Here is a 20,788-nt window from a genome sequence, read left to right as displayed (position 1 = left end):
ACCTCCTTGCCTACAGGCAGGATTTCGCCTGCCTTTCGCTCTTTCTTGGGACTCCTGCGCTATCTCACTGTTCAGTTGTCAAGTTGCGTCTCAAGAGTGCGTGTACACGCATTCCAGAGAGGGCGTGTACACGCTCTGAACCCCTAGAAAGCACGAAAGCGCTCCGATTCCCCCGGCCCGATGTTCAACGGACTGAGGAGCAACAGAGCGCTCGCGGGTTGGCTTATGATCACTGGACAGGTCAATTCGCCAATGGTCAGGAACATACCTGAAGAGCGACCTTTGTCAAATCCTAAGATTTTGAACTAGGTTGGCCCGCACACCGAAGATAGGCGATGAGTCAGAGCTGGACTGACCGGCAAGACTGAGTAGCTACTCGAAAGGACGGAGGATGAGTGACGAGTGAGATGAAGGACGGGATTCGTAAGGTCCTGTCCAAGCGTGAGACGGCTGCGAAGGGCAGGCCCACCTACGGTTACAAGGTCCCGTATCGGGACGCGAACGGTAAGCAGACGTCCGAGACGTTCACCAACCTCCGGGACGCCAAGGCGTTCCGGGACAAGATCCGCTCGAAGAAGCATGAGGGCCTGGTCTTCGACGTGAAGGCCGGACGCGTCTCCTTCCAGTCCTACGCCGAGCAGTGGCTTGGCAACAAAGAGGCCGTGAAGAAGATCGGCACCGCCAACCAGTACCGATCCCACCTCACGAACCACGCTGCCCCGTTCTTCGGCGGGAAGCGGATGAACTCCGTTCTCCCGTCTGACGTGCAGACATGGGTGACATGGCTGAAGGCCAGACAGAAGCTCGCGCCGTCCACGATCGAGACGGTCTACAACATCGTGGCGTCACTCTTCCGCACCGCCGTACGGGACAAGGTCCTTGCCGAGAGCCCGTGCATCGGCATCGAGCTGCCCAAGAAAGATGACAGGAAAGCCGTTCCTCTCACGCCCGAGCAGGTTCATGCCGTGGCGGAAACCATCGTTTCCCACTATCGAGCGATGGCCATCCTGGCAGCCGGTACCGGCCTGCGACAGGGTGAGTGCTTCGGTCTGACCGTCGATCGCGTGGACTTCCTTAGGAAGACGCTCACGGTGGATCGTCAGATCGTGCAGGGCGGGATGTTCGACACCCCGAAGACCAAGGCATCGACCCGAACCATTCCTCTGCCGGACACGGTCATCAGCGCTCTGGCTCAGCACCTGGCCGACTATCCGGCCGAGGACCGCGAAGTGACATGGGCAGACGGCCGCAAGGAAGTGGTCCGGCTGATCTTCACCTCCTCGCGAGGCAACTCCCTACGGCGGAACACGTTCAACCCTGCATGGCAGCGGGCCACACACGCGAGTGGTCTAGCGGAGGGCACGGGCTTTCATGCTCTCCGGCACACCTACGCATCGCTTCTGATCGCCCGGAACGTCTCCCCCAAAGTGATTCAAGCCCGCATGGGCCATGCTTCGATCACGGAGACGATGGACACGTACGGGCATCTCTACCCCGAGAGCGAAGAGGTGACCCGAGCGGCGATCGATGACGCGCTCAGTGTTGACATGAGCACGTCCGTTGACAAAATGATGACGCAGGAGCAGACCGCTTGATCATGTAGGGTCTGTTCAAGCAGGTAGATGCCACATGGGGCGGACGAGTCGGCCTGTAGGCCGGGTTTTGTTCCTCACTTGCGTGAAGAGGCGACCATCCATCTAGGGCCGTCGTTGCCGACGGCCTCAAGCGGTCTACCCGCGCGGCTCGGGCGGGCAGCCCTCAAACGTCGCGCGCGGGACGCTCCGGAGAGCGCCCCTTCTTGACCTTGCTCCGGGTGGGGTTTACCGAGCCGCCCACGTCACCGTGGGCGCTGGTGGTCTCTTACACCACCGTTTCACCCTTACCCCCTCTTGCGAGGAGGCGGTCTGTTCTCTGTGGCACTGTCCCGCGGGTCACCCCGGGTCGGCGTTACCGACCACCCTGCCCTGTGGAGCCCGGACCTTCCTCGGCGGGTCTCCGAAGAGACCCGACGCGGCCGCCCGGCCGGCTCGTCCGCCGTGTTCCAAGCCTAACGGCTCCCAAGTGGGCTCCAACCGAACGGCAAGTCATCTGCGCTGAAATATGAATCAAGCGGGACGGGACAGACGAGCATCAGGGGAAAACGATGAGAGCAAGGATGGCCGGTCCCGCGCGCTGCCGGGATCCGCACCGGTGTGATGGGATACGGCCATCCCACCGGGTGTGGACGCTCGCACCGATGCGGGAGACGAGTGTTGGCCGTCTCCCGCATCGGGTCCGATCGTCGGCCGGAGGCCCGGCACCGTATTGCCCCGTGAGACCGACGGTTCAGCGCAGGTGGGAGGTGTCGTTGAACGCCTTCACCACCGCCGGACCGTCGGCGTAGTACTCGATCAGGGACAGGGCTGACAGGTCGAGGTGCATGCGGTACAGCGCGCTGAGGGGAGCGAGCAGCGCGAATCGCAGCAGCATCTTGATCGGCGTGACGTGCGAGACGGCGAGGATCGTCTTGCCCTCGTAGCGCTCGATCAGCACGTCCCCGGTCGCCTGGACCCGCCGCGCCGCCTCCCCGAAACTCTCCCCACCCGGCGGCGCGGCGGACGGGTCCGCCAGCCACGCGGCGAGCTCGTCCGGCCAGCGACGCTGGATCTCGGTGAACGTGTGGCCCTCCCAGTCGCCGAAGTCGGTCTCCCTGAGCCCCTCCTCGACGACGACCTCAAGACCGGTCCTGGCCGCGATGATCTCCGCGGTGGCACGGGCGCGCTTCAGCGGCGAGCTGACGATCACCTGGATGCCGTACGGCTCCCCCGCCAGCCTGGCGGCGACGGCCTCGCCCTGGGCTATGCCGTTGGGTGTGAGTTCGGGATCGCCGAGCCCGGAGAACCTGCGCTCGACGGAGAGCGGCGTCTCACCGTGCCGGAGCAGGTACAGCGAGGTCGCGACCGAGGTGGGCGGGCGCCAGCCGGTGCCGCGCCCGGTGGGCATGGCCGTCCGTTCCGCCTGCCCCGCCGGCTCCCGGGTGACGACACCGGCGCCGAGGTCATCGGTCTCGAAGAGGAGAAGGTCCTCGGCGGGCCCCCCACCGGTGAGCGTGGCGGCGCCACTCCCGGAGGCGCCGACCGCCCTCCCGGCGGGAGAGGAGGAGGCCGAGGCGGTCCAGGTGCGGCCCTTGGCCGCGGCGTCCATGGCCTCGTTGGCCAGGCGGTCGGCGTCCTTGTTCTTCTCACGCGGGATCCAGCGCCAGGTCACCTTCAGGCGCCTGGCGAGGGCCGCGGCCTGTGAGGCCAGCGGGCGCAGGCCCTCGTTCTTGACCTTCCACCGGCCGGCCATCTGCTCGATGACCAGCTTGGAGTCCATCCGGACCTCGACCTTCGCACCGTCCCCGGCGAGGGCCAGCAGCGAGGTCAGGCCGGCGATGAGCCCCCGGTACTCGGCGACGTTGTTGGTCTGGGTGCCGATCGACTCGGCGGTCTCGACCAGTATCTGGCCGTCGGCGGCGTCCTTGACGACGGCGCCGTAGCCGGCCGGCCCGGGGTTGCCCCGCGAGCCGCCGTCGGCCTCTATGACGTACAAGGTCACAGGCCGGACTCCGCGGTGCGGACCAGGATCCGGCGGCACTCCTCGCAACGGATGACCTCGTCGTGGGAGGCGGCCTTGATGCGGTTGATCTCGGCGATGGACAGGCTGGTGCGGCAGCCGAGGCAGCGACCGCCCTGGAGCATCGCGGCGCCCACCCCGAACTGCTCCCTGAGCTTGGCGTAGAGGGCGAGCAGATCGGCCGGTATGTCCTTCTCGACCTCGGCCCGCTTGCTCTGGACCTCCTCCTTCTCCTTGTCGATCTCGGCGAAGGCCGCGTCCCTGCGGTCCTCGGCGACAGCGCGGGTACCCGCGAGCTCGTCGCGCTCGGCCACCAGCTTGGCGACCTGCGCGTCCGCCGTCTCGCGGCGCTCCATGATCTCCAGCACCACCTCCTCCAGGTCGCCCTGCCTGCGCGTCAGGGAGGCGATCTCCGACTGGAGACTGGCCAGATCCTTCGGCGAGGAGACCTGTCCTGAGTCGAGGCGCTTCTGGTCGCGTTCGGCGCGGATGCGGACCGAGTCGACGTCCGCCTCGGCCTTGCTCTGCTCGCGGGCGAGGTCACCTGACTCGGTCTCGGCGGCGATCACCTGGGTCGCGATGCGGGCGACGCGAGCGGAGAGCTCGTCGATCTGGGCCAGCTCGGGCAGGGTGCGGCGGCGGTGGGCCAGCCGGTCGAGGGCGGAGTCGAGTTCGGCCAGGTCAAGCAGACGCTTCTGGGCCGCAGGGGCTGCTTTCACGTGAAATCCTCGCACTTTGCTGTTGTTTTCCAGGCGTCCGTGACCGTCTCGGAAACGCGCGTCTCAACAGTAATCCCCCTGGCGGCCGATGCGGACGCCAGATGGTGTGCCGCGTCGGCGAGCCATGGCCACTCGGTGGCCCAGTGGGCGGCGTCGATCAGCGCGGGGCCGTCGGCCTCCATGAATTCGCTCGCCGGGTGATGGCGCAGGTCCGCGGTGAGGAAGACGTCGACTCCGGCGGCGCGGGCCACCCCGAGCAGGGAGTCTCCGGACCCCCCGCTGACCGCGATCCGCTGGACGGGGCGGCCGGGGTCCCCGGCGACCCGCAGGCCGCCCGCCGTGGCGGGGAGCCCGCGCGCGGCCTGCCGGGCGAACTCGGCGAGGGGGACGGGGGCGGGCAGCGAGCCGATCCGGCCCAGGCCGCGTCCGGGGTCGTCGGCCGCGGGCATGAGCGGGACGAGCGGGCCGGTCAGGCCGACGGCGCGGGCGAGCGCGTCGGAGACGCCGGGGTCGGCGACGTCGGCGTTGGTGTGGGCGGTGAAGAGCGCGATGTCGTTCTTGATCAGTGTGTGGATCAGGCGGCCCTTGAAGGTGGTGGCCGCGACGCTGGTGGTGCCGCGTAGGTAGAGCGGGTGGTGGGTGACGATGAGGTCGGCGCCCCAGCCGAGGGCCTCGTCGGCGACGGCGGCCACCGGGTCGACCGCGAACAGGATCCTGCGCACCTCCGCGGAGGGGTCTCCGCAGACGAGTCCGACCGCGTCCCACGACTCCGCCCAGCGTGGGTCGTAGCGGGTTTCCAGCTCTGTGACGATGTCGGCAAGCGTAGGCACCCGCGCAGACTATCGGCCTATTCCCCGGCGCGAACGGATCGCCTAATGTAAGTGGATACTGACCCATCGGGGGGCGGCGGATTCCAGTATTTTTCGCAGCACTCCTGGCGTATGAAGGGATGGGGAGTTGGGGAGACGTGGGCGCAGGCGGCAGCCGAAGCTTGAGGACGTCCACCGGCGCCCGATCCTTGCCGGCATCGGGAACCGCTGCCGTGCCAACACCGACCGGGGGACGTGCGCGTGAGACCGAACATCGCGATCATCGGTGCCGGATTCGGCGGGCTGTGCATGGCCATCCAGCTGGAGAAGGCCGGCATCCGCTCGTACACGATCTTCGAGAAGGGGGACAACGTCGGGGGCACCTGGCGCGACAACACCTATCCGGGGGCGGGTTGCGACATCCCCTCGCACCTGTACTCCTTCTCCTTCGAGAAGTACTCCAGCTGGACGCGCCGCTTCCCCGAGCAGCCGGAGATCCTGGGCTATCTGGAGAGGTGCGCCGACAAGTACGGCGTGCGCCCCCGCCTCCGGCTGAACACCACGGTCGTCGCCGCCACCTTCGAGGAGTCGCTGGGGAAGTGGCGGGTCCGCACCACGGCCGGGGACGAGCTGTTCGACGTGGTGGTGTCGGCGGTGGGACAGCTCAATCGACCCCAGCTGCCCGACATTCCGGGAATGTCAACGTTTGATGGCGCGGCTTTCCACTCCGCCCGCTGGGACCACTCCTTCGATCCGACCGGCAGGCGGGTGGCCGTGATCGGCAGCGGGTCCTCGGCGGCGCAGTTGATCCCGAAGGTCGCCGAGGTGGCCGATCACCTGGACGTCTTCCAGCGGACCCCCAACTGGGTGATCCCCAAGGCGGACGCCGTCTTCGGCCCCGGCGCCAGGACCGCCTTCCGGCGCGTGCCGTTCCTGCAGCGCGCCTACCGCGAGTGGATCTACCGGTACGCGGAGGGCACCCTCTACCCGGCCCTGTCCGGAGGCTGGAGCTCCGGCCCGCTCCGCAAGCGCGCCCTGGAACACCTGCGCGACCAGGTCCCCGACCCGCTGCTGCGGGCCAAGCTGACCCCGGACTACCCGATCGGCTGCAAGCGGGTCGTCGCCGACAGCAAGTTCTATCCCGCGCTGACCCGCCCCAACGTGGACGTCGTCACCGACCGGATCACCCGGATCGTCCCCGGCGGCGTGCAGACCGCCGCCGGACTCCGCGAGGCGGACGCGATCGTCTACGCGACCGGCTTCGAGACCTCCGGCTTCCTGGCCTCCATCCAGGTCATCGGGCGCGGCGACCGGCACCTGGCCGAGGAGTGGAAGGACGGCGCGGAGGCCTACCTGGGCATCGCCGTACCGCACTTCCCCAACCTGTTCCTGCTGTACGGCCCCAACACCAACCTCGGCCACAGCTCGATCGTCTTCATGATCGAGTGCCAGGTCCGGTACATCATGGGCTGCCTGCCGCAGCTGGCCGCGCGCGGGCCGATGGAGGTCAGGCCGGAGACGATGGCCACCTGGCGGCAGAACCTGGAGGCGGCCATGGGACGCATGGTCTGGCAGGCGGGCTGCACGAGCTGGTACAAGAACGCGGCCGGCCGGGTGACCAACAACTGGCCGGGTACGACGACCGCCTACCGCCGCATCACCAGGGCCCCGCGCCCGGACGCCTTCCAGTTCGCGCGCTGACCCGCGGTCTCCCGCGAGGCGCCAAAGGCGAAGTGCCGATACCGTCGTGGCGAACGAGAGCCGTACGCGCAGAAGGGCCCGCCGTGTCCGCCGACCTCCACCGCGACTCCGTGGTCGCCGATACCCACAACGACCTGCTGATGGCCGTCACCGCCAGACCCCCTCGGCGGTGGGCGTCGTTCTTCCGTGAGCGCTGGCTGCCGCAGCTGCGCGAGGGCGGGGTGAACCTCCAGGTGCTGCCGGTCTTCGTCGACGACCAGTACCGCCCCGAGGGCGCGCTCCGGCAGACGCTGCGCATGATCGAGTGCGCCCATGTGCTGGCCGAGGGCAACGCCGACGCCGTACGGCTCTGCCTGGACGGCGCGCAGATCGACGAGACGCTCGCCCAGGGCAGGATCGCCCTGGTCCTGGCGCTGGAGAGCATGCCCGGCCTGGATGCGGCCGTCGAGCTGGTGCCCACGCTGCACCGGCTGGGCGTGCGGATCGCCTCGATCGCGCACTGGGGCCGTACCGCGCTGGCCGACGGCAGCGGCGAGGACGCCACCGGCAGCAGGCTCACTGCGGCGGGAGTGGAGACGGTCGGTGAGATGGAACGGCTCGGCATGATCTTCGACATCTCCCACCTGGGCGCCTCGGGGGTGGAGCACGTGCTGGAGCTGGCGAGCAGGCCGGTGCTGGCGACCCACTCCTCGGCCCGCGCGCTGCGCGACCACCACCGCAACCTGACCGACGAGCAGATCCGCGCGGTCGCCGCCACCGGCGGCGTGGTCTGCGTCAACTTCCTGCCCGCCTTCCTGACGGAGGACATCACCGAGTACACGGTGGACCGGCTGGTCGACCACATCGAGCACGTGGTGAGCGTCGGCGGGATCGACCACGTGGGGCTCGGTCCGGACTTCATCCGCGAGGTCATGCACGACGTCACTCCCCCGTGCTGCGAGGAGCCCGGCTACAGCGGCGTCGACGTCGGCGCGACCCTGCCCGGACTGTCCGGCCCGAGCGGCCTGCCCCTGGTCACCGACGCCCTGCTCAAGCACGGCTTCGCCGACGAGGAGATCGTGAAGATCATCGGCGGGAACGTGCACCGGCTGTTCCGCGCCGAGCTGGGCAGGCCCGCCCGGTGCGACGAATGAGAGAAGGAAGCTTGAAGATCACCGGGATCGAGTTGAGGCGGGTCGCGATGCCGCTGGTCACGCCGTTCCGTACCTCCTACGGCACGGAGACCGAACGCGACGTGCTCCTGCTCCGCGTGGTCACCCCCGAGGCGGAGGGCTGGGGCGAGTGCGTGGCCATGTCCGACCCGCTCTACTCCCCCGAGTACGTCGACGCCGCCGCCGACGTGCTGCGCCGTTTCCTCATCCCGGCCCTGCCCGCCCACCTCGACGTCCATGGCGTGGGCCGCGCGCTACAGCCCTTCAAGGGCCACCGGATGGCGAAGGCGGCCCTGGAGAGCGCGGTCCTGGACGCCCGGCTGCGCGCGTCCGGTCAGTCCCTCGCCTCCTTCCTCGGCGCCGCCGCCGACCGCGTCCCCGCCGGGGTGTCGATCGGGATCACGAACTCCGTCCCCGAACTCCTGGACACCGTCGCGGGCTATCTCGACGAGGGATACGTCCGGATCAAGCTCAAGATCGAGCCCGGCTGGGACCTGGCACCGGTCCGCGCGGTACGGGAGCGCTTCGGCGACGACCTGCTCCTCCAGGTCGACGCCAACGCCGCCTACACCCTCACCGACGCGCCCCACCTGGCCGGGCTGGATCCCTTCGGGCTGCTGCTCATCGAGCAGCCGCTGGCCCACGACGACATCGTCCAGCACGCCCGGCTGGCCGGCAGGATCGCCACCCCGATCTGCCTGGACGAGTCCATCGAGTCGGCCGCCGACGCGGCCGCCGCCATCTCGCTGGGCGCCTGCTCCGTGGTCAACGTCAAGCCCGGCCGGGTCGGCGGCTACCTGGAGGCCCGGCGCATCCACGACCTGTGCCGCGCCCACGGCGTCGCCGTCTGGTGCGGCGGCATGCTGGAGACGGGCATCGGCCGCGCCGCCAACGTCGCCCTGGCCGCCCTGCCCGGCTTCACGCTGCCCGGTGACATCTCCGCCTCCCGCCGCTACTACACGACGGACGTCACGCCGCCCTTCGAGCTGAGTGACGGCCATCTGGACGTCCCCGGCGGGCCCGGCATCGGCGTCGAGCCGATCCCCGACGTGCTGCGGGAGGTCACCACCTCCACCGAGTGGATCGCCCGCTGACCCCGGGCTCCCGAGCGGCCGGTCCGAGGCCCGGTCACGGCTACGAGGGATTCCGCGACCGGCCTCACTTCGCCGCGGCTTCCCGGGCGGCGGAGACGAAGCGGGTGATGCGCCGCCAGGCGTCGGCCGAGGCGTCGGCGAAGCCGGGAAGCCGGTGATCGAAAAAGCCGTGGGGCGCGTCCGGGTAGGTGACGAACTCGTGCTCGACCCCGGCGGCGGTGAGGGCGTCGTCGAAGGCGGCCACCATGGCCGGTGGGATGTTCTCGTCGCCGCCGCCCCACAGGGCGAGGACCGGCGCGGTCATCAGGTGGGCCAGCCGGGCCGGGCCGGGAGCCCCGTTGAGCTCGCCGGGAAAGCCGTACAGTCCGATGACCCCGTCGAGGCCGAAGCGGGGGACGGCGGTGTTGAACGCGAACCTGCCCCCTATGCAGAACCCCAGGGAGACCACGGCGTGGCAGCTCTCGCGGAGCCTTTCCACACCGGCCGACATGTCGGCGGACAGCCCCTCGGAGGTCAGCCTGGCGAGATGGTTCGGCATGAGCGTGGCCATGTCGGCGAAACTCTCGGGCCGGTCGCGGTAATCGGTTCCGGCGGTGCGCGCGTAGTAGTCGATCGCGACCGCGGTGTGCCCCAGTTCCGCCAGCCGTACGACGAGCTCCTGGTAGAAGCCCGACAGTCCGCGATTGTCGGGGAGGACGAGCACCCCCGCCCCTGACGGCTTCTCGGGCCGGGCCAGAAACGCCCCGATGAGCGTGCCGTCACCCGAGGTCAGGGTGGCCTGCGCGGCCTCCACCCGGGTGATCGGGGCATTCGGCACAGGCGGGACAGCAGCCGCGTCGTAACACACGGACGACACTCCTTTGAATTGACCGGAGTTTACGTCCGAAATATTAGCCACAAATATAAGATATCCATCGACATCATATCATCAACAGATTAATTATCGATATATGAGTGATTAAGTGCCCATCACGAATAGGTTTGACGGTACCGGTTCGCGAACACGCCGGAGTCGGGGCCCCAGGGCCGAAGCGTCCTCACGGTGTGCAACCGGGTAGCCGTAGGCCGTCGGCGGGGCGGCGACAGCATCACGGCACCTCCGGCGTGACAGGCGTGCGCTGGTCATGGCCCGAGCCGAACGCTGATCTGCGAGCCGAGCTCCCGGAAACCGAGCGCTCGGGCGACTCGCCGCGACGGCTCTGGACGCGCCCTCCACTGCGGCAGCAACCGGTTCCCCAGCGCGTCCGCCACCGCCGCCGAGGCCACCGCGCGAGCCAGGCCACGACCGCGACACTCCGGGACGGTCAGGACCGACAGATGTGCCGCCGTATCCAGCCAGGGCCGATATCCGGCAGCGGCGATCACACTCGATCCCCCGCGGACGACGAAAGCCGCCGAGGCGATCTCCTCAAGACCACTCTCGTCCGCGTCCCGCCCGTTCACCGAGGCCAGCAGCGCGCGAACGTCAGGATGACCCGCCGGCAGGGCTTCCACCTCGGTGTCGGCATGGACGGCGGAGAAGTCCCCGGCGGCGAGGTACGCCAGCGTCGCGGGCCCCAGGACGTCGAGGGCGGGCAGCTCCGCCGGCACCTGAGCGAGATCGATGTCGGCTCTTCCGACCTGGTCGAGCAGCAGGTCCCGCAATGGCTCGACCAGCTCGGAGCCGGGCACGGTGGCCAGGATCGCCCCGTCCAACGCGACGACGCCCGTCCATCGCGGCGGGCACAGCCACGACCCGGGCGAGACCACGACGCTCACGTCTCCACGCGTGGGAAACGTGACAGGGACACGGGTCAGGCCCGCCCACATCTCGCGCGCGCGATCCAAGGAACTCCACGTCATTCGTCGATGGTCCCGGCTGGGGAGGCCTGGGACCAATCGATATCGGGCGTTGGTCGAATGCGGCACGCACGCGTTCCTGGCCGCCGAGATCGCCGGCCGCGCCGCTGACCGCCGACCGGGGCCGCCACGCCTTCGAGACCCGGCCGGCCGCGGCGGCCGGAGCCACCGCGGCCCGGGTGTGGTGTTTCGGGTGTCAGGAGGCCAGGTACTCCTCCCTGACCTTGGAGCGGGAGAGCTTCCCGGTGGGTGTGCGGGGCAGCTCGTCGCGGAACTCGACGACCCTGGGGTGCTTGAAGCGGGCGATCCGCGGGCCGAGGTGTTCCAGCAGTTCCTCCGGGGAGGGACGGGGGCCGGGCATCGGCTGGATCAGGGCGACCACCTTGTGGCCCCACTCCTCGTCGGGCACCCCGATCACCGCGACGTCGGCGACCGCCGGATGCTCCAGGATCGCCGCCTCGATCTCCGCGGGGTAGATGTTCACCCCGCCGGAGATGATCAGGTCGGTGCGGCGGTCGCAGAGGAACAGGAAGCCGTCCGCGTCCATGAAGCCGATGTCACCGGGGGCGTACCAGTCACCGCGCATGCTGGCGGCGGTCTTCTCCGGGTCCTTGCGGTACTCGAAACCGCCGGTGCCCGACCTGACGTAGATCATGCCGGGCTCGCCCGCGGGGAGCTCCTCCCCGTCGGTGCCGAGGATCTTCGCCTCGAAGGTCGGGGCCGGGCGGCCGACCGTGCCGGGACGCTCCAGCCAGTCGTGCGGCTTGACGGAGAAGGCGATGGTCGACTCGGTGGAGCCGTAGTACTCGTACAGGACCGGCCCCCACCAGTCCATGATGCCCTTCTTGACCGCCACCGGGCAGGCCGCGCCGGTGTGCACCACCTGCCGCAGCGACGACACGTCGTAGCGTGCCCTGACCTCCGCCGGAAGCTGCAGCATCCGGTGGAACATGGTCGGCACCATCAGCGCGTTGTCGACCCGGTACCTGTCGACCAGTTCCAGGACGGTCTCCGGCTCGAACCTGGGCGCGATCACCAGGGTGTGCCCGAAGTGGAGGGCGAACATGGTGTGCGCGCACGGCGCGGAGTGGTACATCGGCGAGGTCACCAGGTGGATCCCGTCGCCGGTCCGCAGGTCGCAGACCTCGCCCAGGAACCAGGTGAAGAGCGGAAGGGTCGCCTCCGGCTCGTGGCCGGTGAGCGGGCGCTGCACGCCCTTGGGGAACCCGGTGGTGCCCGAGGTGTACCACATGACGGCACCGCCGGAGCGGTCCTCGGGGGCGGTCGTGGGCTGCCCCTCGGCCAGCTCGGCCACGCCGACGGCCTTCTCGACGGAGTACGACGGGTCGGCGACCACGACCCGGGCGTCGCAGTCGGTCAGGATGTAGTCGATCTCGGCCGCCGTGAGGTGCCAGTTGACCGGTACGTAGTACAGCCCCACCTGCCCGGTGGCCATCAGCATGACCACCTGGTCGCTGCCGTTGGGCAGCACCCCGGCGACCACGTCGCCGTGGCCGAGCCCGCGGGCCCGCAGGCCGTGTGAGACCTGGTTGACCGTGGCGAGCAGCTCGCCGTAGGTCGTCACGGTGCCGTCGGTGTCGATCAGGGCGCGGCGGCCGGGGTCGGCCTCGGCGATCCGGTAGAAACCGGGCAGCCCGCTGATGTCGGCCATGGGTTTCCTCCTTCAGAGCTCCAGCAGTTCGGCGAGGCGGGTCCGGTGCGCGCGGGGCGGGCCCAGCAGCACCTCGTCGGCCTTGGCGCGCTTGTAGTAGAGATGCGCGTCGTGCTCCCAGGTGAAACCGATGCCGCCGTGCAGCAGGAGGTTGTCCCTGGCCACCTCGAAGCAGGCCCTGCCCACGTAGGCCTGGGCGAGCGCGGCGGCCGAGGAGAGCTCGTCGGGCGCCTCGTCCGCGGCCCAGGCCGCGTAGCGGACTATCGACTCGGCCTGCTCCAGCTTGCAGTGCATGTCGGCGAGCCGGTGCTTGACGCCCTGGTAGGAACCGATGAGGCGGCCGAAGGTCACCCGGAGCTTGGCGTAGCCGACGATGGCGTCCAGCGAGGCGCGCAGCACGCCGAGCTGCTCGGCGGCCACCGCGACCGCGAACAGGTCCCTGGCCCTCGCCACGCCCTCTGTCGACGAGGCGATCTCCTCGCCCGCGCCCAGATCCACCTTCGCCTGCCTGCGGGTGATGTCCAGGGTGGTCAGCGGGGTGCGGTCACCGCCTCTGACCGCCAGGACCCGCGGCCCCTCGATCGCCAGGACCACGTCGGCCTCGGCACCGTTGAGCGCGCGGCCGCCGTCGAGGGCGACGGTCGCGAGCGTGGTCCCCGCGGCGATGCCGGGCAGCAGTTCCTTGTCGCCCACCTCGGTCAGCAGGATCGTGGCGAGGGTGGTGGCCAGGAAGGGGCCCGGCAGCAGCGCCGCGCCGGTCTCCTCCAGGACCAGCGCGAGCTCGGCGTACCCGGCTCCCGCGCCGCCGTGTTCCTCGCCGACGACGAGGCCGGCGAGCCCGAGCTCGCCGTTGAGCCTGCGGTAGACCTCGGGGTCGTGGCCGGTCTCCGATTCGGCGGCCCGCCGGACCTCGGGCAGCGGCGAGGCGGAGGCGAGGAAGGCGCGGACCGCGCCGCGCAGTTCCCGCTGCTCCTCGGTAAGCACGAGCTTCATATGTTTCGGCCTTTCTGCGCGAGCCCGGAGGTCACCCGTTCACCTTGAGGTCCTTGAACGGCACGTTCTTGTCCACGCGCGGCTCGGGCGGCAGGTTGAGCACCCGGTCGCCGATGATGTTGCGCATGATCTCGTTGGTGCCGCCGCCGAGGGCCATGGCCGGAGCGAGCGAGACGGCCTCGGCCAGCCGCCCGCCGCCCTCCTCGTAGGCGACGGCCTCCGGTCCGGCCAGCGAGGTGGCGAGGTCGGCCTGGAACATGGTCAGCTCGGCCAGCAGCAGTTTGGCGGCGCTGCCCCTGGCACCGGGAAAGACGCCGGCCTTGGTCTCCTGGGAGAGGCGCTCGTTGAACAGGGCGAGCGCGCGGGAGCGGATGTGCAGCTCGACGAGCTGGTCCCGGACCACCGGGTCGGCGGTGTCGGCGGTGTGGCGCAGCGCCTCGAAGGCGACCGGGTTGTCCCTGCGGCCGCCCATGCCGACGCCGCTGGAGATGGACAGGCGCTCGTGCAGGAGCGTGGTGACCGCGCAGCTCCACCCGTCGTTGACCTGGCCGACCAGGTTCTCCGCGGGGATGTGCACGTCGTCGAAGAAGATCTCGTTGAAGTGGGCGCGGCCTGTCATGTCCCGCAGCGGGCGGACCGTGACGCCGGGGGCGCGCATGTCCACGATGAACATCGACAGGCCCTTGTGCTTGGGCGCGTCCACGTCGGTGCGGGTGAGCAGCAGCCCGTAGGAGGCGTGCTGGGCGACCGAGGTCCAGACCTTCTGACCGGTGACCGTCCAGCCGTCCTCGGTCGGGGTGGCCCGGGTCTGCAGGGCTGCTACGTCGCTGCCGGCGCCGGGCTCGGAGAAGAGCTGGCACCAGATCTCCTCGCCGCGCAGCAGCGGGCGCAGATGTCTGGCCTTCTGCTCGGGGGTGCCGAGGTCGACGAGGGTCGGCCCGCACATCCCGAGTCCTATGGAGAAGACGTAGGTCGGCAGCGTGAAGCCCGCGGCCTCCTCGGCGAAGGCCCGCTCCTCCGCCTGGGTCAGCCCCTGGCCGCCCCACTCGCCCGGCCAGCTGATCCCCGAATAGCCCGCGTCGTACATGCGCGCCATGAAGGCCTTCGCGGCGGCGACGCCGCCGGCGTCCGGGGTGCCCTCGGCCTCGGTGTCCTGGGCGTTGGCCTCCAGCCAGGTCCTGGCACGCCGCCGGTACTCCTGAAGATTCATGTCCGCTCCAATCAGTGCTCACTTACTCTAGCCAGCACCCGATCAGCCGTACAGAGCAATGCTCTACGGGGAACGGTGAAGGGATATTTGCCCCTTCTTGGCCATCAAACACCAGGAAACGGCAATTAATCCGTCTAATGGTCCTATTTAGCGCCGAGGAGTGAAGTGTTCTCGGGGAACGCGTGGTCGGTACGGCATCGGCTGACGCTCACCGCCGTCACAACAGCCATCGTGACCGGGGGCGCCATCTTCACGATTGCGACACTCAGGGCCGTGAAAGCGGCGCTTGTGCAGGTCAAGGCGATCAGGCACGAACTGGAGGAGATCACCGCGACCGACATCGGCCGCCGGGTGCCGGTACCGGCCGCCCGGAGCGAGATCAGGCAACTGGCCGAGACGATCAACCAGACGCTGGACAGGCTGGAGGCCGCGGCCGAGCAGCAGCGCAGGTTCGCCTCCGACGCCTCGCACGACCTGCGCAGCCCGCTCACCGCCATGCGCGCCCAGGTGGAGGAGGCATTGCGCTACCCCGACGACGTCGACTGGAAGACCAAGGCCCACGCGATGCTCGCCAGCCTGGACCGGCTCCAGGCGATCGTCTCGGACCTGTTGATACTGGCCAAGCTCGACTCCGGGGTTCCCGCCCACTACGAGCGGATCGACCTGGGCGCGCTGGTCTGCAGTGAGCTGGACCGGCGCAGGCGCAATGTCCCGATCGACAGGGAGGTGCAGCCGGGGGTGGCGGTCACCGGCGACCGGCTCCGGCTGGCCCGGCTGCTGACGAACCTGCTGGACAACGCGGAACGGCACGCCGACTCCAAGGTCTCGGTGAGCGTGGCCAGGGAGGACGGGACGGCCGTCGTGGAGGTGCTCGACGACGGCGCCGGGATCGCACCCGAGCAGCGGGAACTGGTCTTCCAGCGGTTCACCCGGCTGGACGCCTCCCGTAACAGGGACGCCGGAGGCACCGGACTGGGACTCCCCATCGCCAGGGAGATCGCCCGTACCCACGGCGGCATCCTGAGGCTGGAGGACAGCGTCCGGGGCGCACGGTTCGTCCTGCGGATCCCCCTGCACCCCGACCAGGACGGCGATCTCTGACCCGCTAGTGTTCCCTTGTGGCAAGGGGATTTGGGCGATTACGTCGTGAAGATCTGCTCCGAACCGCCTGCGAGGTCATCGCGGCCCAGGGGTTCGGTCATACCCGAACCGCGGACATCGCGCAGGCGGCCGGCGTCAGTCAGGCACTGCTCTTCTACCATTTCGAGACCAAGGAGAAGCTGTTCGCCCAGGCCTTCTCCTACGCGGCCCAACTCCATCTGGACGCGCTCACCAAGGTGGAGGGGTCGGGTGGCTCACCTCTTGACCGGCTGCGGGCCCTGCTCAGGTTCTATCCCCCCGGCGGGAAGACCAAGTCGTGGGCTCTGTGGATCGACGCCTGGGCCGAGTCGATGCGCAACTCCGAGCTTGAGGAGACGTCCCGCAGGATCGACATGCGGTGGAAGGAGGCGCTCCACGCGATCATCGATGACGGCGTCGAGGCGGGAACCTTCGTCTGCGCGGACCCCGAGGGCTCGACCTGGCGGATCATGTCTCTCATCGACGGCCTGGCCACCCAGGTGACGGTGCACAGGCGGCTGCTCTCCCGGGCGCGCATGACCGAGTTCATCCAGACGGCCGCCGCGGCGGAACTGGGCCTCTCCCCCGCCGAACTGACCTGAACAGTCCCCTGGGCAGCACGACGAGGAGCATGGCGAGGGCGATCAGCCCTCCACCGAGGAAGAAGCCCGGGGTGAGCGACTCCCCGTACAGCGCGACGGCCAGGACGGTCACCCAGAGCGGCTGTGTCGACAGGATCACCGCGGCGGGCACCGGCGGCACGTGGACCTGGCCCCACGAGCGGGCCAGGAAGCCCAGGGCGCAGGCCACGATCGACAGGTGGCCGAGGAGTGCCCAGTCTCCCGGCGTGGCGGGCAGGGTCAGGCCGTCCGGCACGGCGAGGACACCCGTCATCACGGCGATGGCGCCGAGCTGGATGACCGTGACCGCGTAGGCGTGTCGTCGCGCCTCGGCGGAGTTGCCGAGCACCAGCGTGTGGGCCGCGTACAGGACGGCCGACACCAGGGTGGCGACCAGCGCGGGCGGGGAGACGTCGCCCTCCACGCCCTTCAGCAGGGTGAACACGGTCATCGCGACGGTCGCCAGCGCCACCGCGACCCAGATCCTGGCCGAGGTCCTGGCGCCGAGCAGGACCAGCCCGAGGACCGGAGTGATCACCACGTACGAGCCGACCGTGAACCCCGAGACCGACGAGGGCAGGTCGTGCAGCGAGACCGCCTGGACGGTCTGGCCGACGCCGAACAGCAGGCCGAGCAGGATGCCGACCAGCCAGGTGTTCTCGGAGAGCCCCCGCAGGCTACCCGGGCGGAGCGCGACCAGCACGACCGCGGCGATGCCGTACCGCTCGGCGAGGAGGTCCGCCACGGGCATGCGGACGATGAGGTCCTTCATCAGCGGGAAGGCCGACCCCCAGGCGGCGCTGACGAAGGCCAGGAGCGCGATTCCCAGGAGGGGCCGGGGGGCTGCGAGCACTGCCATAGTCGAAGGGTTACATCACCTGCAGCGACGGATAGGTCACCGACCGGAGCGGGAGTGGCCCTGATACCACGCTGAGTGAAGGACGTCACACCGGCGTGAGGGACCTCATACCCCCGCGGGACTTTCCGTCTTATTGGATGCTTCGTACAATTAGCGCAGACATCCGATGGGAGGGCAGCGATGACACCGGCCCCAGAGACCGCCGCGGACAGAGAGGGCGACCAGCAGGTCACCGAGAGACGCGCGTACGAGGCGGTCATAGAGCGCCTCTCGAAGGCATCCGTCGACAAGCACTGGGAGCCGTACGTCGACATCCCCTGGGACGAGAAGGAGTTCCTCGTCTTCGCCGACGACCCGCGCTGGGAGCTGCCCGAGGTCGACAGGCTGGGCGGCCACACCTGGTACCGGGCACAGCCCCCCGAGATCCGCGCCAAGATCGGGCTGTGGCGGGTGGCGACCGCCATGAAGATCGGCCTGCAGTTCGAGAATCTGCTCAAGCGCGGACTGCTGAACTACGCCTACCGGCTGCCGAACGGTTCCCCCGAGTTCCGTTACGTCTACCACGAGACCATCGAAGAGGGACATCACGGGATGATGTTCCAAGAGTTCGTGAACCGCACGAAACTTCCGATAAAAGGCATGCCGGGGCCGCTGAGCCTGCTCGCGCAGATCACCCCGTGGATCCCGCTGATCTCCACCGAGCTCTTCTTCGTCTTCGTCCTCGGCGGCGAGGACCCGATCGACCACGTGCAGCGCAAGATGATCAAGTCGGGCAGGACCCGGCATCCGCTGGAGGAGACGATCATACGGATCCACATCGCCGAGGAGGCCAGGCACATCTCCTTCGCCCGCCACTACCTGCGCCGCCGGGTGCCCCGGATGCCCCGCTACCGGCGCTTCGCCCTGGGCCTCGTCTCCCCTGTCATCCTGGGCATCATGGCCCGGATCATGCTCTCCCCGCCAAGCTCGATGATCAGGGCGTTCGGCATCCCCGAGGACGTCGTCAGGGAGGTCTACACCGGCAACCCCGAGATGGCCGCGGAGATCCGCGACTCGATCGGCAAGACCCGCGAGCTCTGCGCCGAACTGGGCCTGACGAACCCTCTCCAGCGCCGGGTGTGGAAGGCGATGGGCATCTGGGCGCCCCCGGCGCCCGGCACGGCACGGACCGGAAAGGCGGGCGCGTGAGAACGGCGATCGTGACGGGGGGCGCCTCCGGCATCGGCCTGGCCGTCTCCCGCGAGTTCGCCAGGCGCGGCGCGCACGTCGTCATCGCCGACCTGGACGGCGCCGGGGCCGAACGCGCCGCCAAGGAGCTCAACGGCTCGGCCGCGACGCTCGACGTCTCCGACGCGCGGGCCGTGACCGACCTCGTCGAGCGGGTGGCGGCCGAGCGGGGACGGCTCGACGTCGTCTTCAACAACGCCGGAATCGCGGTCGGCGGCACCGTCGACGAGCTCACCCTCGACCACTGGAACCGGACGATCGACGTGAACCTGCGCGGCGTCGTCCACGGCGTCCACGCGGCCTACCCGATCATGAAGCGGCAGGGCTTCGGGCACATCGTGAACACCGCGTCCCTGGCCGGACTGGTCCCCGCGCCGCTGATGGCGCCCTACACGGCGACCAAGCACGCGGTGGTCGGGCTCTCGCTCGCCCTGCGCGCCGAGGCCGCCGCCCACGGTGTCCGGGTGAGCGTGGTCTGCCCCGGGTTCACCGACACCCCGCTGCTCGACAACGCCAACCCCGGCCTGCCGCAGACCCCGACCGGCGCCGGCGCCCGCGAGTCGGCGAGCCGGACCACGGGCCGTCTCTACTCCGTCGACGCGCTGGCCGCCGACGTCATCAGGGGCATGGCCCGCGATCGCGCCCTCATCGTGGCACCCGCCACCGGCCGCCTCGCCTGGCGCGGTGCCCGCCTCTCCCCCTCGGCCGCCGTCCGGGTGGCCTCCCTCGCCGTCCACCGCCTGAGCGGGCGCTGAACCCGGCGCGCCGCGGTGAAGGCCCGTGCCGCGCACGCGCGCGGCACGGCTCCCGGCGAAAGGAGGCGCCCGTACGGTCAGGGCACCGAGCGGATCTTCCAGACCAGGACGGCGCCGAGCAGGGCGAGGGCCGCGGAGGTCAGGTAGAGGACCGGATAGCCGCCGAGACCGGCCACGATGGGACCGGCGATGACCGGGCCGAGCACCTGGGGTCCCGAGTTGGCGATGTTGATGACACCAAGGTCTTTGGCGCGTCCCTCGGCGGCCGGCAGGACCTGGGTGACCAGGGCGTTGTCCACCGAGAGGTAGATGCCGAAGCCGATCCCCATGATCGCGGCACCGGCCGTCGCCACCGGCCACTGCGGCCAGAACGCGAGCATCACCGCGGGAACCACGCTGATCAGGCCGGAGGCCGTGACGAGCGCCCTGCGGCGGCCGAGCCGGTCGGAGACGACGCCCGCGACGACGGTGGTGAGCACGACCGTCGCGGTGTAGATCAGGATCAGCGTGAGCAGGCCGTCCTCGGCCCTCTCACCGGGGAAGAGCCGCTCGTAGCCGACCTCGTCGCTGAGGAAGTACAGCAGGTAGAGCGTGGCGATGGCGTTGCCGAGCTGCATCAGGAAGCGGGTCAGCCAGGCCCAGAAGAAGTCGGGGTGAGCGCGGGGACTGATCCAGAAACCTCTCAGGAAGGCCCCGAGCTCGAAGGGCGGCCTGGCCGGCAGGCGGGGGTCGGAGGTGGTGAGAACAAAGGGGAGCACACAGAGCGGGATCAGCACCGCTATCAGGAAATATCCGGATTCGGTGGTGGTGGCGACCATGGTGACCAGGACCACCGCGAGCACCACCCCCAGCGACTGGGGAATCCCGATCCAGCCCGACACCTCACCCCGCTGGCTCACCGGCACGTGGTCCGGCACCCCGGCGTTGAGCGCGGCCTGCATCGCGTTGAGCCCGGCCTGCGCGAGGCACCAGCCGACCGCCATACCGGCGATCGACCCCTGCCCCGCCAGCAGGGCCAGCGCTCCCGCGCTGACCAGCGCCCCGGCCAGCGACCACGGGTGCCTGCGCCCGAACCGGCCCGCCGTGCGGTCGGACAGCGCCCCCGCGACGGGGTTGAACAGCATCGCGACGGCGGCCCCCAGCCCGGTCACCAGCGCCAGCGCCCCCTCCTTGCCCGCCGGGTCGATCGCCGCCACCTGCGAGGGAAGCAGGACCTGGAGTGGCCCGAAGTACCCCATCCAGAGCGCCAGATTGGCCAGCGAGATGCCGGCCACCCACCAGGGGCCCACCCTGCGTGTCGGCTCCGCGAGCGCCGCCCTCGGGTCGGGAACGGGCTGGACAACGCTCATGGGCCCTCGCATCTTCGTGACTCACGACTCCGAACAAGCGCCCGACAACACGAGGCGTGCCCGGATGTTACGCCGCC

18 protein-coding genes and 1 other RNA gene are annotated in these 20,788 nt (G+C 69.6%); 8 read left to right on the top strand and 11 right to left on the bottom strand.

Going from position 1 to position 20,788, the window contains the following annotated elements:
- The first annotated feature begins 395 nt into the window (after positions 1–395).
- The gene (locus ACFQVD_RS00830) at positions 396–1,595 is read left to right on the top strand and encodes a tyrosine-type recombinase/integrase (protein WP_343969369.1); all 1,200 of its coding nucleotides are present in this window, start codon (positions 396–398) and stop codon (positions 1,593–1,595) included.
- Positions 1,596–1,635: 40 nt separating this feature from the next.
- On the opposite strand, the gene rnpB is transcribed toward ACFQVD_RS00830, so the two are convergent.
- From rnpB to ACFQVD_RS00810, 4 genes are all read right to left on the bottom strand, one after another.
- Positions 1,636–2,030, bottom strand: an RNA gene (gene rnpB / locus ACFQVD_RS00825) — RNase P RNA component class A.
- Between the two features lie 295 nt (positions 2,031–2,325).
- Positions 2,326–3,576 carry a bifunctional RNase H/acid phosphatase gene (locus tag ACFQVD_RS00820; protein ID WP_343969366.1) on the bottom strand — a complete coding sequence of 417 codons (1,251 nt, stop codon included), beginning with the start codon at positions 3,574–3,576 and terminating at the stop codon, positions 2,326–2,328.
- Positions 3,573–4,313: a zinc ribbon domain-containing protein gene (locus tag ACFQVD_RS00815; RefSeq protein WP_343969363.1), complete on the bottom strand. Its 741-nt coding sequence runs from the start codon at positions 4,311–4,313 to the stop codon at positions 3,573–3,575. Before ACFQVD_RS00815 ends, ACFQVD_RS00820 begins: the two co-directional genes overlap by 4 nt.
- Positions 4,310–5,143: a Nif3-like dinuclear metal center hexameric protein gene (locus ACFQVD_RS00810; protein WP_364158061.1), complete on the bottom strand. Its 834-nt coding sequence runs from the start codon at positions 5,141–5,143 to the stop codon at positions 4,310–4,312. Before ACFQVD_RS00810 ends, ACFQVD_RS00815 begins: the two co-directional genes overlap by 4 nt.
- Positions 5,144–5,383: 240 nt before the next feature.
- Here ACFQVD_RS00810 and ACFQVD_RS00805 point away from each other — a divergent pair, with 240 nt between their 5' ends.
- The 3 genes from ACFQVD_RS00805 to menC all read left to right on the top strand — a co-directional run bounded on the left by ACFQVD_RS00805 (position 5,384) and on the right by menC (position 9,068).
- A complete protein-coding gene (locus ACFQVD_RS00805) occupies positions 5,384–6,823 on the top strand; it encodes a flavin-containing monooxygenase (protein ID WP_343969357.1) in 1,440 nt (479 codons plus the stop codon).
- An 83-nt stretch (positions 6,824–6,906) separates the two neighbouring features.
- A complete protein-coding gene (locus ACFQVD_RS00800; RefSeq protein ID WP_386274127.1) occupies positions 6,907–7,956 on the top strand; it encodes a dipeptidase in 1,050 nt (349 codons plus the stop codon).
- 11 nt (positions 7,957–7,967) lie between these two features.
- Positions 7,968–9,068: an o-succinylbenzoate synthase gene (gene menC, locus ACFQVD_RS00795; protein ID WP_343962157.1), complete on the top strand. Its 1,101-nt coding sequence runs from the start codon at positions 7,968–7,970 to the stop codon at positions 9,066–9,068.
- A gap of 64 nt (positions 9,069–9,132) precedes the next feature.
- Here the strand turns inward: menC and ACFQVD_RS00790 are convergent, their stop codons facing one another.
- From ACFQVD_RS00790 to ACFQVD_RS00770, 5 genes are all read right to left on the bottom strand, one after another.
- A complete protein-coding gene (locus tag ACFQVD_RS00790; protein WP_343962155.1) occupies positions 9,133–9,885 on the bottom strand; it encodes a dienelactone hydrolase family protein in 753 nt (250 codons plus the stop codon).
- 305 nt (positions 9,886–10,190) lie between these two features.
- Positions 10,191–10,826, bottom strand: coding sequence for a GNAT family N-acetyltransferase (locus tag ACFQVD_RS00785; protein WP_343962153.1), 636 nt, complete (start codon positions 10,824–10,826; stop codon positions 10,191–10,193).
- A gap of 277 nt (positions 10,827–11,103) precedes the next feature.
- Positions 11,104–12,579, bottom strand: a complete 1,476-nt coding sequence (locus tag ACFQVD_RS00780) for an AMP-binding protein (RefSeq protein ID WP_343962151.1) — start codon at positions 12,577–12,579, stop codon at positions 11,104–11,106.
- 12 nt (positions 12,580–12,591) lie between these two features.
- Entirely contained in the window at positions 12,592–13,572 is a 981-nt protein-coding gene (locus tag ACFQVD_RS00775) for an acyl-CoA dehydrogenase family protein (RefSeq protein WP_343962149.1), read from the bottom strand.
- A gap of 31 nt (positions 13,573–13,603) precedes the next feature.
- Complete coding sequence (locus ACFQVD_RS00770) at positions 13,604–14,782, bottom strand: acyl-CoA dehydrogenase family protein (RefSeq protein WP_343962146.1); 1,179 nt, start codon at positions 14,780–14,782, stop codon at positions 13,604–13,606.
- A gap of 273 nt (positions 14,783–15,055) precedes the next feature.
- Here ACFQVD_RS00770 and ACFQVD_RS00765 point away from each other — a divergent pair, with 273 nt between their 5' ends.
- A complete protein-coding gene (locus ACFQVD_RS00765) occupies positions 15,056–15,883 on the top strand; it encodes a sensor histidine kinase (RefSeq protein ID WP_343962144.1) in 828 nt (275 codons plus the stop codon).
- 17 nt (positions 15,884–15,900) lie between these two features.
- Entirely contained in the window at positions 15,901–16,503 is a 603-nt protein-coding gene (locus ACFQVD_RS00760; RefSeq protein ID WP_343962141.1) for a TetR/AcrR family transcriptional regulator, read from the top strand.
- Here ACFQVD_RS00760 and ACFQVD_RS00755 read toward each other — a convergent pair.
- Positions 16,448–17,380, bottom strand: coding sequence for a DMT family transporter (locus ACFQVD_RS00755; RefSeq protein WP_343962139.1), 933 nt, complete (start codon positions 17,378–17,380; stop codon positions 16,448–16,450). The two genes, ACFQVD_RS00760 and ACFQVD_RS00755, sit on opposite strands and share 56 nt — an antisense overlap.
- Positions 17,381–17,560: 180 nt before the next feature.
- Here ACFQVD_RS00755 and ACFQVD_RS00750 point away from each other — a divergent pair, with 180 nt between their 5' ends.
- Both ACFQVD_RS00750 and ACFQVD_RS00745 read left to right on the top strand, forming a co-directional pair.
- Positions 17,561–18,568 carry an AurF N-oxygenase family protein gene (locus ACFQVD_RS00750; RefSeq protein WP_343962136.1) on the top strand — a complete coding sequence of 336 codons (1,008 nt, stop codon included), beginning with the start codon at positions 17,561–17,563 and terminating at the stop codon, positions 18,566–18,568.
- The gene (locus ACFQVD_RS00745) at positions 18,565–19,362 is read left to right on the top strand and encodes an SDR family NAD(P)-dependent oxidoreductase (protein WP_343962134.1); all 798 of its coding nucleotides are present in this window, start codon (positions 18,565–18,567) and stop codon (positions 19,360–19,362) included. The genes ACFQVD_RS00750 and ACFQVD_RS00745 overlap by 4 nt, the downstream gene beginning before the upstream one ends.
- A gap of 77 nt (positions 19,363–19,439) precedes the next feature.
- On the opposite strand, the gene ACFQVD_RS00740 is transcribed toward ACFQVD_RS00745, so the two are convergent.
- Entirely contained in the window at positions 19,440–20,711 is a 1,272-nt protein-coding gene (locus tag ACFQVD_RS00740) for an MFS transporter (RefSeq protein WP_343962132.1), read from the bottom strand.
- Positions 20,712–20,788 lie beyond the last annotated feature (77 nt).

It is taken from the genome of Streptosporangium amethystogenes subsp. fukuiense (assembly GCF_042665875.1).
GTDB classification, from domain to species: domain Bacteria; phylum Actinomycetota; class Actinomycetes; order Streptosporangiales; family Streptosporangiaceae; genus Streptosporangium; species Streptosporangium fukuiense.
The sequence above is the reverse complement of the archived record's forward strand: the minus strand, read 5'-3'. Positions and strand labels throughout refer to the sequence as shown.